This window comes from Nostoc sp., assembly GCF_036919675.1.
Lineage (GTDB): Bacteria > Cyanobacteriota > Cyanobacteriia > Cyanobacteriales > Nostocaceae > Nostoc.
On the sequence record NZ_JBALCP010000104.1, the window covers coordinates 20,605 to 37,192 of the forward strand.

The window sequence follows — 16,588 nt, forward strand, 5'->3', positions numbered from 1 at the left end:
TATTTTTCGGAAATAGTAGTGGCGTAATTGTGAAATCTAGTTTTCTCAATCTGGTAATTAAGTTTGCGGAAACTGGAAATGACAACCTCAGTGCTTTAACTTATTGTATTGATTAAGCGAAGGGTTGATACACCAAACAAAGGCACTCAACTAAATAGCTGAAAATCAATTCAACTCAAAATTAAAGGTTGGTAATTATGTCTGACAATTTGTTTATCGATGTAACCGAAGAGCAACAAGAAAGCGTAGCTGGTGGTGTAGAAGTTCTTAGCTTGGAAACCTTCTATAAGCGCGTCTCCCAACTATCTGAAAGTATTGGGCCAGTCGCAGCTACTTCAGGTCCTACTGGTAGCTCTATAGTTTCTTTGGGTGTAAGCAAATCAGTTCTAGATAGTCTCCAAACATATAATACATTGTTCGGATTAGTTGCCTAACTAATTCCATGTATTGAATAACCTTTAAGCTAGCTAAACTAGCTAAAGGTTTACCTTATTCAGTCATTTGAAGTCAACTGATGTTTTAATTCAGGATCTCAATTTTCGAGATTATTCAACTCAAAAAAATCAAGGAAGTTTTCAACTATGTCACACGAACTATTTACTGATTTATCTGCTGAACAACAAGAAGTTGTAGCAGGTGGTCTAGCGCTTATTGACTTTAGTACCGTATATTCTAGCCTGTTTCACCAAACTGAAAGCATCGCACCAGTAGGTAGTATGTCTGGTCCTGGCGGCAGCGTTATCTCAGCTGGTGGTGTGCAAAAAACAATCCGACAAACTATTGAAACAGGTTCTTTCTTTACGGCATTAGTTTCCTAGTTTATCCAATAGATCGCGACGAGTATCATGTCTCTCAACGCGTTACGAAGGGGAGTCATCAGCGCTTCCCTATCTTTCCCTAGGTTCTTGGTCAACTAATGTTTTAATTCAGGATCTCAATTTTCGAGATTATTCAACTCAAATCAAATCAAGGAAGTTTTCAACTATGTCACACGAACTATTTACCGATTTATCTGCTGAACAACAAGAAGTTGTAGCAGGTGGTGCAGCGGTTATCAACTTTAGTACCCTATATTCTAGCCTGTTTAGCCAAACTGAAAACATCTTGCCAGTAGGTAGTGCGTCTGGTGTTGGCGGCAGCAACATATTAGCTGGTGGCGTGCAAAAAACGATCCTATCAACTATTCAAACAAGTTCTTCATTTTTGGCAGCAGTTTCCTAGTTTATGCAATAGATAGCGACCAGTATCATCGTGTCTAAAGGCGTTACCAAGGGGAGTAATCAGCGCTCCCCTATCTTTCCCTAGCTTCTTATGATAGCAGTTAGCAATCAGCTATATATTAAATTTTTAGGGACATACAATTAATTATGGTTCCATAAATTACTGAAAGCTAACTGCATTTTAGATTCTAAACTTTTGTGTCCAATTAATGCTTTTACAAAAAGAAGGCAGAAGGAATCAAATATATATTTTGCCCTCTACGAAATGGGTTAAAGCCCCTAAATTGATTTCTTGAATTGGGTAAAAAGATTTTTTTTCAAGACGCGAAGCGTAAGAAAAAAGGTATCCTTGTTTTAAACCCCTAAAATTTATTTATGGGGTTTAAATTATGCCTGATCATAAATTATCTATATTCTCCTTTTACAAACATAATAACTATGTCTAAGGATATCAAACCGGAAGTTTCTGAATTATTTCTTGATTTATCAGCACAACAACAAGAAACTATCTCTGGTGGACGTTACCTTTCTTCAGGATTAGATTTTGAAAATTTGTTCTTCCAAAAAACAGATATAGAAACTTTTGCTAGTAGTGCAATTAATGTATCTGGTAGTAATGGTAGTATTTCTTCTATTCAACAAACTGGATATAGGTTCTCACAAATTACCTTTGGATTCAGTCTAGGTAGTCAACAACGGGGGCGTAGGTCAGCGAGGGGCAACTCTGGTTTACTTAATATGTTGTTTAGCATGATGTCTCTTCTAGGTTAATCCTCAAAGATTTTATAGGACTCCGGTTTGATTTTTGAAAACATACTGAGACTGAAAAAACCGTTTTATGAGAGTTTTATCTGAAATCTTGTTCAAAAATCCGAGATGAGTTCTATATCAGTTGATCGCACTCCAATTATCAAAAACTATCCCAACAGATTGACAACATTATTAGCTTAAAGTTGTCATTATCTAAGGTAATTTACCTATGAAATACCAATTTGTTAAACAGCATAGTGAAGAAGACTGTGGGGCTGCTTGCCTTGCTGCTATTTCTAAATATTATGGACGGACTTTTACTCTCAGTCGCATCCGTGAAGCTGTAGGTACTGGGCAGTTCGGCACTACTTTATTAGGGTTAAAGAGAGGAGCAGAAATACTTGGTTTCAATGCTCGTCCAGTTAAAACTTCACCAGAATTTTTAAACCGAATTAAAGAAGCACCACTACCTGCAATTATTCACTGGAAAGGTAATCACTGGGTTGTTTTATATGGTAAGAAAGGTCAAAAATGTTTAGTTGCTGATCCGGCTGTAGGTATCCGTTATCTTTCTAAAAAAGAGATAGCCGAAGGTTGTACAGATTGGTTGATGCTTTTACTGGAGCCAGATGTAAAGTTTTTTGCTCAAGAAGATGAAAAACTAGGTGGATTTTGGCGTTTCTTCAAGCGCGTCTGGATTTATCGTGCTATTTTAGCTCAAGCCTTACCTCTTAACCTGATGTTGGGATTGCTATCTTTAGCTTCCCCTTTTTTGATGCAAATTTTGACTGACGATGTGCTGGTTAGAGGTGATACAAAGTTACTTACTACTGTAGCGATCGCTGTGATAGTAATGAATTTTATTTCCCGTAGTCTGTCCTTTGTGCAGTCTAATTTAATTGCTCACTTTGCCCAACGTCTGCAATTGGGGTTAGTGCTAGAATTTGGGCGGCAAATTCTCCGATTACCTCTCTCATACTACGAAGCCCGTCGCAGTGGTGAAATTGTTAGCCGTCTGCAAGATATCGACCAAATTAATCAGTTAGTTGCTCAAGTTGTTGTTGGTTTACCTAGCCAATTTTTTATTGCCTTGATTTCTTTTGGATTCATGGCTTTTTATAGCTGGAAACTTACTGTGGTAGCTGTATTCATCGCTATAGTGATGAGCTTATCGACAGTAGTCTTCCAGCCAACTTTGCAGCAAAAAACTCGTGAGCTTTTAGTTCAGGAAGCAGAAACACAAGGGGTTTTAGTAGAAACTTTTAAAGGCGCACTAACTCTCAAAACCACTACATCTGGGTCGCAATTTTGGGAGGAATTACAAAGTCGATTTGGTCGTCTTGCTAACATTACATATCGCACAATACACATTGGGATCATTAATAATACTTTTTCTGGCTTGGTTTCGGGAGTTGGTGGCGTTATTTTGCTTTGGTTTGGTGGCAATTTGGTAATTAACCCAGCAGAAAACCTGAGTATCGGGCAACTATTTGCCTTCAACTCAATGAATGGTAATTTTCTGGGCTTATTTGCTACTTTAATCAGCTTTGTTGAGGAATTTACTCGTGCAAAAACTGCTACACAACGTCTAACAGAAGTCATAGATGCTACCTCAGAAAATGAGGGTGACGAGATAAAGCCTTACGCCAAGATTGGAGGGGACGCTGACATTATTTGTAAAAATGTTAATTTTCATTATGCTGGTCGTCTAGATTTAGTAGATGACTTTTCTTTAATAATTCCTGGTGGGAAAAATATTGCATTAATCGGCAAATCTGGTTGTGGTAAAAGCACTTTAGCTAAACTTATTGCTGGGTTATATCCACTGCAATCTGGGAATATTCGGATTGGACTTTATAACCTTCAAGACCTGTCTCTTGAATGTCTCCGACAACAGGTGGTTCTTGTTCCCCAAGAACCTCATTTTTGGAGTCGGTCGATTGTAGAAAACTTTCGCTTAGGTGCTCCCCAAGTCACGTTTGAAGAGATTGTGAGAGCTTGTCAAGTGGCAGAAGCTGATGAATTTATTAGTAAGCTACCTAATACATATCAAACTGTTTTAGGGGAGTTTGGGGCAAATATTTCTGGTGGACAACGCCAACGATTAGCAATAGCAAGAGCCATTGTCACAGATCCACCAATTCTTATTTTGGATGAATCTACTGGTGGACTTGATCCAGTAAGTGAGGCGCAAGTTTTAGATAAATTGTTTAAGCATCGCCAAGGTAAAACTACCATTTTGATTACTCACCGTCCTAAGGTAGTTAATCGTGCTGATTGGATAGTTCTTCTAGATCAAGGCAAGTTAAAAACTCAAGGTTCTTTAAATGAGTTGCGCTTCCAACCTGGAGAGCATTTGGAATTTTTAAATTCTTAATTATTAACATATATTCAGATAATTATGCTCTACACAGATAGTAAAAAACTTCTGCCATCAGTGCAAAGTGAAGAGTTTCTTCCTCCTGTAAGTCGTTGGACATCTTTAGCAGGAATTTTCCTGGTTGGAAGTCTTAGTGCTGGAATTAGTCTCTGCTCATGGGTAAAGTATAATGTGACGGTGAAAGCAGGAGCAGTAGTGCGTCCTACAGGAGAAATTCGGTTAGTGCAACCGAAAATTGAAGGGACTGTTAAAGATATTTTTGTGAAAGAAAATCAATTAGTCAAACAGGGAGATGCGATCGCTCGCTTAGATGACGAACAACTGCAAATCAAACAGAGTCAATTAAAAGATAATATTCAACAAATCAGGTTACAAATAATTCAAATTGATGCCCAAATTAAGATTTTAGATACTCAAATTGTCGCTGAAGCAACAGTAGCAGAACGAACTGTGGCCTCTGCTCAAGCAGATTTAGCACGTAATCAACGGGAATATCAAGAGCGACAAATTACCACCAGCAGCGAATTACTAGCAGCACAAGCAAGTTTGCAAAAATCCCAAGCAGAATTGCAAAAAGCCGAAGCTGATTTAAGCTTTGCTGAGGTGGATCGCGATCGCTATGAGCAGTTGGCGCAGGTTGGCGCAATTGGTAAGCGCGAATTTGAGCAGAAAAAGCTAGTTGTTATCCAAACTAAAGCCATACTTGAAGCTGAAAAAAAAGCTATTGATATTGCTAAAGCTAAAGTGCAAGTAGCTTTAGGTGCTGTTAATCCTACCACTGCCACAGTTGCAATCGCTCAAGATCGCATTGCCCAAGAATTTGCTAGAGGTGAAGTCAGCATCGCTATTTTAAAAAAGGAAAAACAAGCTTTAATTCAGCGGCGAGTGGAAATGCAAAACCAACTCGGACAATCTCATAAAGAACTTTTACAAGTAATTAGTCAATTACAAGATACTATTCTGCGAGCAAGTAGTAATGGTATCATTCTCAAGCTCAATTTACGTAACCCCGGCCAAGTGCTACGTGCTAGCGAAGCTATTGCTGAAATTGCTCCTAATAATGCTCCTCTAGTTGTTAAAGCAGTTATCCCTACTCAGGAAATTAAAAATGTCGCAGTTGGTCAAAAAGTGCAATTGCGAATTGATGCTTGTCCTTATCCTGATTATGGCACTCTCAAAGGTGTGGTCACGGCTGTTTCTCCCGATACAATTACGTCTAAAAGTAACAATGCAGAAAGCCCCATATCAGGTTCTCCAACCCCTGGAAATAGCTACTTTGAAGCCACTATTCAACCTGAAATAATGATATTTGGCAATGGCGATCGCCTGTGTCATATCCAATCTGGGATGGAAGCCAAAGCTGACATTATTTCAAAAGAAGAGACAGCACTGCAATTTATGTTGAGAAAGGCTAGGTTAGTTACTGATTTATGAGGATATAAGTATGTGGTTATGAAACTTTACGGACAAATTACACTTTTAACTATCTATGTCCTGACATTGATAATGTATTTGAAAACTTATTATAAAACTCAGGAAGCATTACAATGGTGGTCTTATAGACAATCTCTCAAACTATTTCTAGAAGCAAGTAAAATTCACGAAGGTTTATTACAAGAATCCTTCACAATCCGTCGCAGCTTGGATTTATTGGCACAAGACAACCTAAATCTAACAATCAACAAAATCCAAGAATACCTAAAACAAGCTGATAATTTTCATCACGCTTTAGTGCAATTGAGCGATCGCTTATTTCCGGCATATATTCAAGATAGCCTACCGTTGGCTATTGAGTGCCTATTAGAACAATGGTTAACATCAAATTCCCACCTTTGTTTCCATTTTGATATACCACCCTACTGGCGATATGAGCAAGCTGAACGGAGTTTGATAGTTTTAAAATCTTTAGAAGAACTACTAATATTAACTTTGCCGAATACTTCGGTTCCTATATCAATTTTTATCAGTTTAAAACAACATAAAAATATCGGTCAGCTAATGGTAAAAATTACATATCCTGAGTCATCTACAATTATTTTTTCTTCTAATTTAAGAGAATTAGAGTATCTTTGCAAAAGTTTTCGATTTTTAACTTCAGGTAAATGCTTTTATCGGAAAGATAATCTAAGCATTACTTGTCACTTTTATTGGTAAGAATTATTGCGATAATTAAGTGGATGGGAAAATTTATAAAGGTGTAAAGTCTCTGGTTCAGTAGTTACTCATCCTTGACAGGTTAAAATCATAAACAATTTGTCAAGAAGTAATAGTTATACTTTTTTTTAAATAGACATAAAAACAGTATAATAAGTAATATGATCATAATCTAATACTTGTTTAAAAATTTCCAAATAAATAGTAAAAACATTTTATATTGTCAGTAAAATATTTTAGTTGGCTCGTAATCTATATACTCAGCCAATTATCACAGTTTGTGGATTAGTTAAATTACGACTTAATCAGGGGGTTGTTAATTATGAAACAAGATTTAAAAGACAAAAAAATGTTAAAGATTTTAGTAATTGATGACCACGAATCAGTTTTAGCTGGAACTGTTAATGTATTGCAAAAGCATTACCCTGACGCTGAATTCATCATTGCGGTAAATGCTAAGAACGCTCTTCATGAAATTACTACCTCACAGCCAGATATGGTTGTAATGGATCTTTCTATCCCAGATAACTCTGGAATGACAGCCCGACCTGATATAGGGGTTCAACTTCTAAGAACTCTGACGAAAAACTATCCCAACTTAAATATTGTTGTCCAAAGTGCTAATGTGAGAACCCTGGTAAGGATTAGACTTGATATTGATAGTCATAAAGGAGGCTTTACAGTCGCGGATAAAAGCCTATCGACTCAGGAAATGTTGACCAGGATTGATTGGGCGTTACAGGGCTTAACTCATACAAAAGATATTAAAGGAATACATTCTGTATTAGAAGTTAAACCAGAGTGGCTCAGGGTGCTGACTTTAGCATTTGAGGAAGGATTGCAAGATAAAACAATTGCTGAACGTATATGTATATCTGAACGGATGGTGCGTCATTACTGGAGTAAGCTACAAGACGCTTTAAATGTTTATCCTGAAGAGGGAAAAAATATCAGAATTCAAACTGAAATGCGAGCTAGAGAAGAAGGACTAATTGATTAATTATTATTAATAATTAATCAATTATTTGAGAATTTATGTTAATCCGAGCAATAGTCAAAAGTCTAAAAATAGCTTGATTTTTTAACTATTGGCCAAGATAACTCACAAAGAGTACCTCTAAGAGAAAGGGGTACTCTCCGAAATTTCCCTTTTAATTGTCGAGCTAAATTTCTAAACTGTTGTGTTCCCCAACCTTCTCTAGATGAATTCACCCCTAAGCCGTCATCGATAATGCTTAGAGTGTACCAGCCTTCAGATGAAGAGCAAGTAACTTCGAGACGGGTGACTCCTGTAGCATGTTTGCCCACATTGCATAAAGCTTCTTCCAAAAATAGACAGAGACCCTGCTTTTGTTCAATATTCAAGGCTCGTTCATTTAGAGGTTCAAAAGCTCTGATTTTAACTTTGATAGTTTTAAAACAGGGAAACTCTCGCTCTAAGGTAGAGTTATAAACTTGATAGAGAATTTCATGAAGAGGGTCTCGCAAATTTAGCACGAGATTTTTGCCTAAATAAAGACTAGTTTCTTGGTCGATAGGTTCTCGTTGCAAAAATTCATAAATTCCCCGTAACTCGTGGTTCAATTTTTCAAGCTCTTTTTCTAGTTCTAATAGCAAGTCATTCATTGGTAAATCCTTGTCTCGAACTAGTTTCAAAACTTTAGCTAGGCTTTGCAGTGGGCCATTATGAATTTTTGCAAATATGCGTTCAATGAGAGCTTCTCTGGCTCTAATTCCAGAACGCAAAGCTTGCTCGTGTTGATATAAAGCTGTGATTTTCATACCATTTAAAGCTAAAACAACGAGTGTCGGGATCAGCGGAACCCACCAACCCCAAGTCAGGAGTAAATAACAAAAGACCAACAGGCTACAGCTAGCGACACCAACAACTAATAGACTAATCAGAGGTGATTTAGTGAACCTAGCAATGGCAATTCCAACTAAACCCCAAGCCAAAATCCATATATATTCCCATCCATCTTGCCAAGTATTTAAGAGTGGTCTAGAGTTAAGCACCGCGCTAATAATTTGGCTAACAGCATGTGCTTGAATTTCTACTCTATAAACTCGCTCTGGTGCAGGTTCAATAGATTCAATCGCTGAAGTAGGGATAAAGTCTTTACAACTGGGGGAAGTTATCCCAATAATGACAATGCGATCGCGTATCCAGTCTGGATTAAATTTATCGCTTTTGAGATCATACAAAGATAAAGTTCTAAATTGTTTTCGACCACTACGAAAATTGAGTAGTACCTGAACTCCACCTGCATCAGTTCGGACATATCCTCCGGAATTAGCGAAAAACCGGGGTATTTCAGTCTTCCCGAACCTGATAGCAGCGCGATCGCGAATACCGTTTTCTATACTAATACCATGATTACCTAAATATACTGCTGCCAGACTTAGAGATAAAGATGACTTGTAACCTTTAGTTGTTGGTGTACTTAACAGGCTACGCCTTAATTTGCCATCGCTATCTATAATTTGATCGGCAAAACCAGCCTGTTCAGTTGACAATGCTGGTGGTGGGACAATTTCATCAGGTAATACTTTTTCAGTAACAATTAAATTTTTGAAACTTTGAAAAACTGTAACTAATTCAGTATGACCAGGATTAACTGGTAAATCCCGATAAATATCAAGACCAATAACTCTTGGTTTATAACTCTGCAATTTCAACAGCAACTGTGCCAAGTCGTGATCTGATAGGGAAAAATCTGTGCGAGTGCTGATATCATCTTCATTAATCCCCACAATTACAATTTGCTCATCTCTAGGTTCATCGGGGCGTAGTCGGAGAAAATTGTCAAAAGCCAGCCACTCTAAAGATTGCATTAAACCAGTGATCCGAGCAATCATCACCAGCCCAATCACTGCAATGCCTGGTAATGTACCTACACGCCAAATAGAAATTTCCTCTTTAATTGTTCTCCAAAGTTCAGGCTTCATAAACGTCCGCCTTCATCTGGGGAATGCAGCGGTAGCAGCTATAATAGCGTTTAGTAATTTAGATTTAAAACTAATTATTATCATTTGAGAGTCCTAAGAATAACCTTGAAGACACAAATTGATTGCTTTACTTGTACTATCAGTAATTTCTTTAAAATACTGTCAGTGAAAGCGACACTTGCGTGATATATTTCTTATTTCCATCAAATCACAAAGTTCCTGGGTATGTCAGATTTACTTAGTGGTCTTCATCACATCTTCAATTGCTGAGTAGTCTTCATAAAATTTTAATTTCTTGTATAGCTGGTCTTCGTATACTTGTGATTCCATAGGGTTGAAATTGTAGACAATAGCTTTGAATTTAATCAGGTTAAGTTAAGTAAACTGAACACAATTAGTGCTTTTTATTTTTGAAGATTACTCAACTATTTTTTTTATAAATATATAGGAATCCTATTTGATTTTTGCAAACAGATCGGCAAAAGCGGCTACTAATCAAAGTCTGTTGGTAAATCTGGTTGGCGGTAATGTTGAAAAAGTCGCGTGATTTGCGCTGATGTCACACGTCCGAGAGAAAGTTCTGGTAACGCATCTTCAGGGAAAAAACCTACTTCTTCAGTTTCAATACTTGATGATGGAGAACCACCAATAAGTTCACACTTAAAAAATAGCTTATAGACATAAAACGGGAATGGTGGATGTCCCTGTTTGTCTCTGTCATAGACTGCTAGTAGTTTGATAGCGCGTGCTTGATATCCAGATTCTTCATATACTTCTTTCACAACTACCTCACTGGGAGACTCGCCGACATCAGCCCATCCACCAGGTAAAGTCCAACAGCCGTCGGCTCTTTCCTTGACTAACAATATAGTATCATCACGAAAAATTGCTGCCCGCACATCAACTTTGGGAGTTGCATATCCGACTTCACGGCTAAACAAATCGAGGACATAGCTGTGTTCTACATTTGAGTAAGTCGCCATCATTTCTGTGGCGATCGCTCGTAATTGTTTGTAGCGTTCGATATCAAAAGGGCCTTCAGAATAGGTTAGACCATTTTGAGCGATCGCTTGTAACTTTTGTGCCCATTCCAGCCATTTAGTTTCCACAGTTTTTTCCCTATTTAATGTAGAGACGTTACATGTAACGTCTCTACATAATTCTAAAAATGGCTATTAAGCATCATCTAAAGCTGCAATTCCAGGCAATACCTTGCCTTCAAGTAACTCCAAGCTAGCGCCGCCGCCGGTGGAGATGTGGCTCATTTGGTCGGCTAAACCAACCTTTTCCACAGCCGCTACTGAGTCACCGCCGCCAATTATGGTGGTTGTACCAGTTTTGCTAATTTCGGCGAGGGTATGAGCGATTGCTTCCGTACCTACCGCAAACTTATCAAACTCAAACACACCCATCGGCCCGTTCCAAATTACCGTTTTGGTATCTGCAAGGGCTTCTTGGAAAACTTTCACCGAGTCTGGGCCAATATCCAAACCCATACCATCATCGGGGATGTTCTCAATGCTGACAGTTGTCGCATTCGCATCGGCAGCAAACTTATCTGCTGATACTATGTCCGTGGGTAACAAGAAGGTAACGCCCCGTTCCTTAGCCTTCGCTTCCAAAGATTTTGCTAGTTCTAGCTTGTCTTCTTCCACCAACGACTTACCGACATTCAAACCACGGGCTTTGTAGAACGTGAAAATCATCCCACCGCCGATAATCAGCTTGTCGCACTTCTCCAGCAGCGTTTCAATCACGCCAATTTTACTAGAAACTTTGGAACCGCCAATAATTGCCGCCAAAGGACGTTGGGGATTTTCAATGGCGTTTTGCAGATATTCCAATTCCTTCTCAACCAAATATCCAGCCACAGAAGGGCTGAGGAATTTAGTCACACCTTCAGTAGAAGCATGGGCGCGGTGTGCAGTACCAAAAGCATCATTTACATAAAAATCAGCATTAGCTGCCAATTTTTTCGCAAATTCTGGGTCATTTTTCTCCTCTTCTGGGTAAAAACGCACATTTTCTAACAACAGCACTTGGCCATTTTGTAAAGCGCCAACTTTAGCTGCAACTTCATCGCCAATGGAGTCATCAGTTTTAATGACTTCTTGCCCCAACAACTCCGAGAGACGCTTGGCAACGGGAGTTAGGCGTAATTTGTCATCCACACCCTTGGGACGCCCAAAATGGCTGGCGAGAATGACCTTAGCACCCTTCTGCGTCAAATCTTGGATGGTTGGTAGAGCGGCGCGAATGCGAGTATCGTCGGTAATGTTGCCTTGATCGTCCACAGGCACATTAAAGTCAACCCGCACTAAGGCACGTTTCCCAGATATATCAGCCGAAGATAAACTTGCTAAACTTTTTTTGGACACACCAAACTCTCCTGATTGCCTTTTTGTTATTGTTTTGAAAGTAGAACCATCAAGATTTTACCGGAGTCAGGGGTACCCAAGTGACAGAGATATTTAAGACAGTACTATTTCCTATTGATCAAAGCAGGGAAACACGGGAAGCTGCTGATATGGTGACCAACATAGTCAAAAAGTTCGGCAGTCGCTTGGTGCTGCTGTCTGTGGTAGAAGAACCACCAAAAGACGCACCTAGTGCAGATCCGATGATGTCACCAGAGGTAGTTGCCAAACTGCTGGAGAGTGCCCAATCTTTATTTTCTGGGCAAGGAATTAAATCCGAAATCCTGGAAAGGCAAGGCAAACCAGCTTTTACTATCTGCGATGTCGCTGATGAAATGGGGGCCGATTTAATCATCATGGGTTGTCGGGGCCTAGGTTTGACTGAAGAGGGAGCTGATGATAGTGTCACGACTCGCGTGATTAATCTTTCCCCTTGCCCAGTGCTGATTGTGCCTTAGGTTTTATCGGCGCGATCGCTTCTACTATAGATACACGCTCTCGTATCCACCAAGACAGCGATCGCTACGGCAAACTATTCGGCGTCCCTAACTCTGTTTATTTAGGCTTAAACTCCGTATACTTGCCCCCTAAACCTTCTACAATCGTGCGTGTATTGGCAATTAACATTCCTTGGTAAGTTTCCCCCTCTGTCCCCTTTTCTCCCAAACCATCAGCAAACAATTCTCGGTCTGAAACCTTAACTTTTGCCTCTTTTGCTACCGCTTGAATTAGTTTCGGGTTAATCGTCGTTTCTGCAAAAATTGTCGGCACACCCTCTTTTTCAATATCTTTTGATAATGCACCAACTCGCTTCGGTGTCGGCGCTTCGTCCGTGCTAATGCCCCCTAGCGCCTCTTCAAGAGGAATTCCATAAGCTTTGGAATAGTAACCAAAAGCATCATGAGTGGTGACTAATTTGCGTTGCTTAGGTGGAATTGTGGCAATCTCTGATTTAATCCAGGTGTCTATCTGGCTGATTTCGTTTGTTAATTTTTGGGTGTTGCTGGTATAAGTTACAGCATTATTTGGAGCTATCTTTGCTAATTCTTGGGAAATAGTTTGAGCTATAGCTATCCCATTCTGGGCATTGTGCCATACATGGGGGTCAGTAACAGTTTTACCATCCTCCTCAAACTGCTGAGGTTTGGGGACTGCAACTTCATCTACAGCTACCTTGGCAGCAGAATTTGAACTAGCTTTAATTAACTTGATTAAACCAGGTTCAAAATTGTAACCGCCGTAGAGGATTAATTTAGCCTGCTCAATTGCTTTGCTATCCTCTGGCTTTGGTTGGTATACGTGCGGGTCTGAACCGGGATCGATTAAGCATTTAAGGTCAATTGTATCACCTGCGATTTCTTTAGTTAAGCCACAAGCAACGGTATTGGTGGCCACTACTAATGGGCCTTTCCCACTGGCTTCTGGAACAGGGGAAGTACCTGTTTGGGGAGCCACCACATTATTAGCAGGTGTGGGAGTCGATTGGCTGGTCTGTGATGTCGGACTACATCCAAGTACTCCGCATGTTAAGGCAAGAGCAGCTAGGGATTTTAATCGCAATTTGTAAGATATCATAAATTTGATTGCTTTAGTTATAGTGATTATCATTATCATATAAATGGTAAATTTATGTTAGAGGTTAAACATTTAGCTGTAAATTACCGAGGAGTGATGGCGGTTGAGAATGTGAGTTTCCGCTCCTTACCGGGACAAATTGTGGGTGTAATTGGCCCAAATGGTGCTGGTAAAAGCACAATGGTGAAGGCAATTTTGGGCTTAGTACCAACTACGAGTGGAGTTGTGAAGTTTCGCGATCGCGCTTTGAAACAACAATTAAGTTCTGTTGCGTATGTACCACAGCGATCGCAAATAGACTGGGATTACCCGATCACAGTTTGGCATGTGGTGCTGATGGCGCGGACTGTACATACTGGCTGGTTTCGCGCACCTTCACGATCCTCTGAAGAAATAGTTAAAGATGCTTTGGCAAGGGTGGGGATGTTAGAGTTGCGATCGCGTCAAATTGGAGAATTATCAGGCGGACAGCAGCAGCGAGTATTTTTAGCAAGAGCTTTAGCACAACAAGCCGAATTATTATTTTTCGATGAGCCATTTGTCGGAGTTGATAAAAAGACAGAAGCCATAATGTTTGATGTGTTTGAAGAACTAAAATCTCAAGGCAAGATTTTATTAGTGGTCACTCATGATTTGGGAACAATTTTGACAAAATGTGACCAATTACTGTTATTAAATAAACAAATAATTGCCAACGGTTCCATGAACGAAGTGATGACAGCAGATAATATTCAACGTGCCTATGGAGATAGTGTATTTATATTGAATAGGGAAGTAGTTTAATGTTAAATTGGCTAATTGAACCCCTAAGTTTTGAATTTATGCGTGGAGCACTTGTTACAGCAATTCTGTTGGGTGTTCTTTGCGCTGTTGTTGGTACTTACCTGATCGTTCAACGCATGGGATTACTAGGAGATGTGATTGCTCATGCAGTTTTACCAGGACTAGCTATAGCCTTTTTCTTGGGTATTGATATTTTCTTCGGTGCATTTATTTCTGGAACTCTCAGCACCTTTGTAATTGGTTGGATTCAATCCCAATCTCGGATCAAAGTTGATGCAGCGATGGCGTTAGTTTTTTCGGGATTTTTAGCCTTGGGTATCATGCTAATTACCCTATTGAAAAGTAAGTTAGACCTGCATGAATTTTTGTTTGGCGATATCTTGGGTGTAACTACAGATGATGTGAAGCGCACTGTAATTATTACGGTTATTGTCTTGCTTTTAGTAAAGCTTTTTTACAAAGAATTGCTATTTTATACATTTGACCCACTTGGCGCTCAAGCAAGTGGTTTACCAATTAATTTGATTCATTTTGGTTTAACTGGTGCTATCACACTGACGATTATTGCTAGTATGCAAACTGTAGGTGTAGTATTAGTTGTTTCCCTGCTGATTGGGCCAGGAATTACAGCTTATTTATTAGTGAAAGAGTTACACCAAATGATGCAATTAGGCGCAATTATTGGTGTAATTAGCAGTGTAACTGGAATGTATATTAGTTACTATTTGAACGTCCCATCAGGCGCAGCTATAGTTTTAGTTGTTTCCGTCCTATTTTTATTAGCATTATTTTTTAGTCCTACCCAAGGAATTTTGACCAGACCAGAAATGACTGATCGAAGAGCTAAACTTCTTAGCCAGTTAAAATTTCAAAAGACGAAGTGAGCTAGTGCATTTCTGTCGCCTGGGAGCATCCCAATGCAAGCAAATTTAGCAAAATCGTTACTTGTCAATTGCGAATGAAGCCAAGCCAAATGAAGCAATTCGCTTCATCTGTACTTTATGGTTTCTTTGCAACTCTACAAGACCAAGGTGAACACTGCGTTCCGTACCCTACGCAAAGGCTTTGCCTACGCAATGAGAATTTATGTTTTTACACATTTTGGGATGCTCCCTGTTGCAAAGTGTCGGAAAGCAACTGACAATCTTTTAAGCGTTAGCTCAAGAGCTTCACGCAGAGGGTGATTCAAACAGGCTCATCATAATTTGTAATTACTAACGGGCTTCGCCCCGCTACGCTAACGTAATTCGTAATCGTTACGTGGGCTTTCTTACTTTTCAGACATCCTCTAAGTGAAGGACAATTCGTCTTCTGTTAATAAATAATTAAAAATTTTTGTGATATTATTTTTTCTAACGGTAATTTCACAGACTCCTTACCCTATTAACATATATAAAATTAGTATTTTCCTTGATGAAAATGCTTAAATGCTTTTATATACTATTGTTTAAAGCATTCAGATATAATCCGTTCTAGCACTGATAAAATGAGCTTTTAATGATATTTAATAGAACTGCTTAATAACAGATTAGGATATTTGAAAGTAGTTTGTGATTCTAAATTTTCAGTTTTCGCGAAAATTACATTACCAGTTGTAATTAGTAGCTTGTTACTAGAATTATCTAATGGTATTGCAAACGCTCAATATGCACGCCATGAACACCCTTGGTTGAAAATCCCTGAAACAACCGGATTAGGTTTTTTTAAAACTAAAATTGACACTCAGCAAAAAGCAGATAAATACTGCTCTGGCGAGTACTATAACAACATTAATAAAGTTATAATAACTTCTGGGTGGGCATCAACACCAGTTTTTGTAAAGGGTACACGATACTACTTGATCACTAATGACGGATTTGTTCTCAAACCTGAAAAAGTAAGACACATATGGGGGCACTTGAAAAATCGAGAATGTATTGCTAACACCTAAAGTTAGATATACTTAGTTCTGAACATCAGCTTAAGATTGTTAAGAATAAGACTAATACCAATTCCCTGTTATGTGTTGCCGCGACGGGGAATTGTCTTTTGTCTATGCATTAGTCACATTTTTCTTAACAAAAAAGTGAAAGGCTAGAGAGTAGATATGGGAGCATCCCAATTTAGCAAAAATATACGGGACTGACGCAAAAACCCTTTTAAATCTTCTTCCCTTTGTGTCCTTTGTAGTTCGTTTTTTCATCCTCCTGGGTAAGTGACAATCCTGTATGTAAATTAAATTTGCACATTTGGGATGCTCCCGTAGATGTAGCATGAGTTTTATTGTTTTCAGCATTGGGATTGAGAAGTTTGCGATCGGCGTAAATTTATTTTGGAATACAGATATACCATGAACAATTCCAGAATTTTAACGGTTTAAG

16 protein-coding genes are annotated in these 16,588 nt (G+C 38.9%); 12 read left to right on the top strand and 4 right to left on the bottom strand.

The window, feature by feature from the left end; translation table 11 throughout:
- Positions 1-197 precede the first annotated feature (197 nt).
- From V7K49_RS23885 to V7K49_RS23920, 8 genes are all read left to right on the top strand, one after another.
- Positions 198-434 carry a CTB family bacteriocin gene (locus V7K49_RS23885; RefSeq protein WP_335207802.1) on the top strand — a complete coding sequence of 79 codons (237 nt, stop codon included), beginning with the start codon at positions 198-200 and terminating at the stop codon, positions 432-434.
- 147 nt (positions 435-581) lie between these two features.
- Complete coding sequence (locus V7K49_RS23890) at positions 582-818, top strand: CTB family bacteriocin (protein WP_335207804.1); 237 nt, start codon at positions 582-584, stop codon at positions 816-818.
- Positions 819-984: 166 nt separating this feature from the next.
- On the top strand, positions 985-1,221 hold the full coding sequence (locus V7K49_RS23895; protein WP_335207806.1) for a CTB family bacteriocin: 237 nt from the start codon (positions 985-987) through the stop codon (positions 1,219-1,221).
- 437 nt (positions 1,222-1,658) lie between these two features.
- Positions 1,659-1,991: a CTB family bacteriocin gene (locus V7K49_RS23900; RefSeq protein WP_335207808.1), complete on the top strand. Its 333-nt coding sequence runs from the start codon at positions 1,659-1,661 to the stop codon at positions 1,989-1,991.
- Positions 1,992-2,199: 208 nt separating this feature from the next.
- A complete protein-coding gene (locus tag V7K49_RS23905; RefSeq protein WP_335207809.1) occupies positions 2,200-4,347 on the top strand; it encodes a peptidase domain-containing ABC transporter in 2,148 nt (715 codons plus the stop codon).
- Between the two features lie 24 nt (positions 4,348-4,371).
- Positions 4,372-5,784 (top strand): HlyD family secretion protein, encoded by a 1,413-nt coding sequence (locus V7K49_RS23910; RefSeq protein WP_334871185.1) that lies wholly within the window; start codon positions 4,372-4,374, stop codon positions 5,782-5,784.
- Between the two features lie 18 nt (positions 5,785-5,802).
- Positions 5,803-6,504 carry a hypothetical protein gene (locus V7K49_RS23915; RefSeq protein ID WP_335207810.1) on the top strand — a complete coding sequence of 234 codons (702 nt, stop codon included), beginning with the start codon at positions 5,803-5,805 and terminating at the stop codon, positions 6,502-6,504.
- A gap of 322 nt (positions 6,505-6,826) precedes the next feature.
- A complete protein-coding gene (locus V7K49_RS23920) occupies positions 6,827-7,504 on the top strand; it encodes a response regulator transcription factor (protein ID WP_335207811.1) in 678 nt (225 codons plus the stop codon).
- Positions 7,505-7,566: 62 nt separating this feature from the next.
- Here the strand turns inward: V7K49_RS23920 and V7K49_RS23925 are convergent, their stop codons facing one another.
- The 3 genes from V7K49_RS23925 to V7K49_RS23935 form a co-directional block, all read right to left on the bottom strand.
- On the bottom strand, positions 7,567-9,453 hold the full coding sequence (locus V7K49_RS23925) for a sensor histidine kinase (protein WP_335207812.1): 1,887 nt from the start codon (positions 9,451-9,453) through the stop codon (positions 7,567-7,569).
- A gap of 491 nt (positions 9,454-9,944) precedes the next feature.
- Complete coding sequence (locus tag V7K49_RS23930) at positions 9,945-10,562, bottom strand: NUDIX hydrolase (RefSeq protein ID WP_335207813.1); 618 nt, start codon at positions 10,560-10,562, stop codon at positions 9,945-9,947.
- A 66-nt stretch (positions 10,563-10,628) separates the two neighbouring features.
- On the bottom strand, positions 10,629-11,831 hold the full coding sequence (locus tag V7K49_RS23935; protein WP_335207814.1) for a phosphoglycerate kinase: 1,203 nt from the start codon (positions 11,829-11,831) through the stop codon (positions 10,629-10,631).
- An 89-nt stretch (positions 11,832-11,920) separates the two neighbouring features.
- Between V7K49_RS23935 and V7K49_RS23940 the strand changes: the two genes are divergently transcribed.
- The gene (locus tag V7K49_RS23940) at positions 11,921-12,328 is read left to right on the top strand and encodes a universal stress protein (RefSeq protein WP_334871203.1); all 408 of its coding nucleotides are present in this window, start codon (positions 11,921-11,923) and stop codon (positions 12,326-12,328) included.
- A 97-nt stretch (positions 12,329-12,425) separates the two neighbouring features.
- Here the strand turns inward: V7K49_RS23940 and V7K49_RS23945 are convergent, their stop codons facing one another.
- Positions 12,426-13,445: a metal ABC transporter solute-binding protein, Zn/Mn family gene (locus tag V7K49_RS23945; RefSeq protein WP_335207815.1), complete on the bottom strand. Its 1,020-nt coding sequence runs from the start codon at positions 13,443-13,445 to the stop codon at positions 12,426-12,428.
- Between the two features lie 54 nt (positions 13,446-13,499).
- Between V7K49_RS23945 and V7K49_RS23950 the strand changes: the two genes are divergently transcribed.
- The 3 genes from V7K49_RS23950 (at position 13,500) to V7K49_RS23960 (ending at position 16,158) form a co-directional block, all read left to right on the top strand.
- Positions 13,500-14,228 carry a metal ABC transporter ATP-binding protein gene (locus V7K49_RS23950; RefSeq protein ID WP_335207816.1) on the top strand — a complete coding sequence of 243 codons (729 nt, stop codon included), beginning with the start codon at positions 13,500-13,502 and terminating at the stop codon, positions 14,226-14,228.
- Positions 14,228-15,112, top strand: coding sequence for a metal ABC transporter permease (locus tag V7K49_RS23955; protein ID WP_334871178.1), 885 nt, complete (start codon positions 14,228-14,230; stop codon positions 15,110-15,112). Before V7K49_RS23950 ends, V7K49_RS23955 begins: the two co-directional genes overlap by 1 nt.
- Positions 15,113-15,765: 653 nt before the next feature.
- The gene (locus V7K49_RS23960) at positions 15,766-16,158 is read left to right on the top strand and encodes a hypothetical protein (protein WP_335207817.1); all 393 of its coding nucleotides are present in this window, start codon (positions 15,766-15,768) and stop codon (positions 16,156-16,158) included.
- Positions 16,159-16,588: the final 430 nt, after the last annotated feature.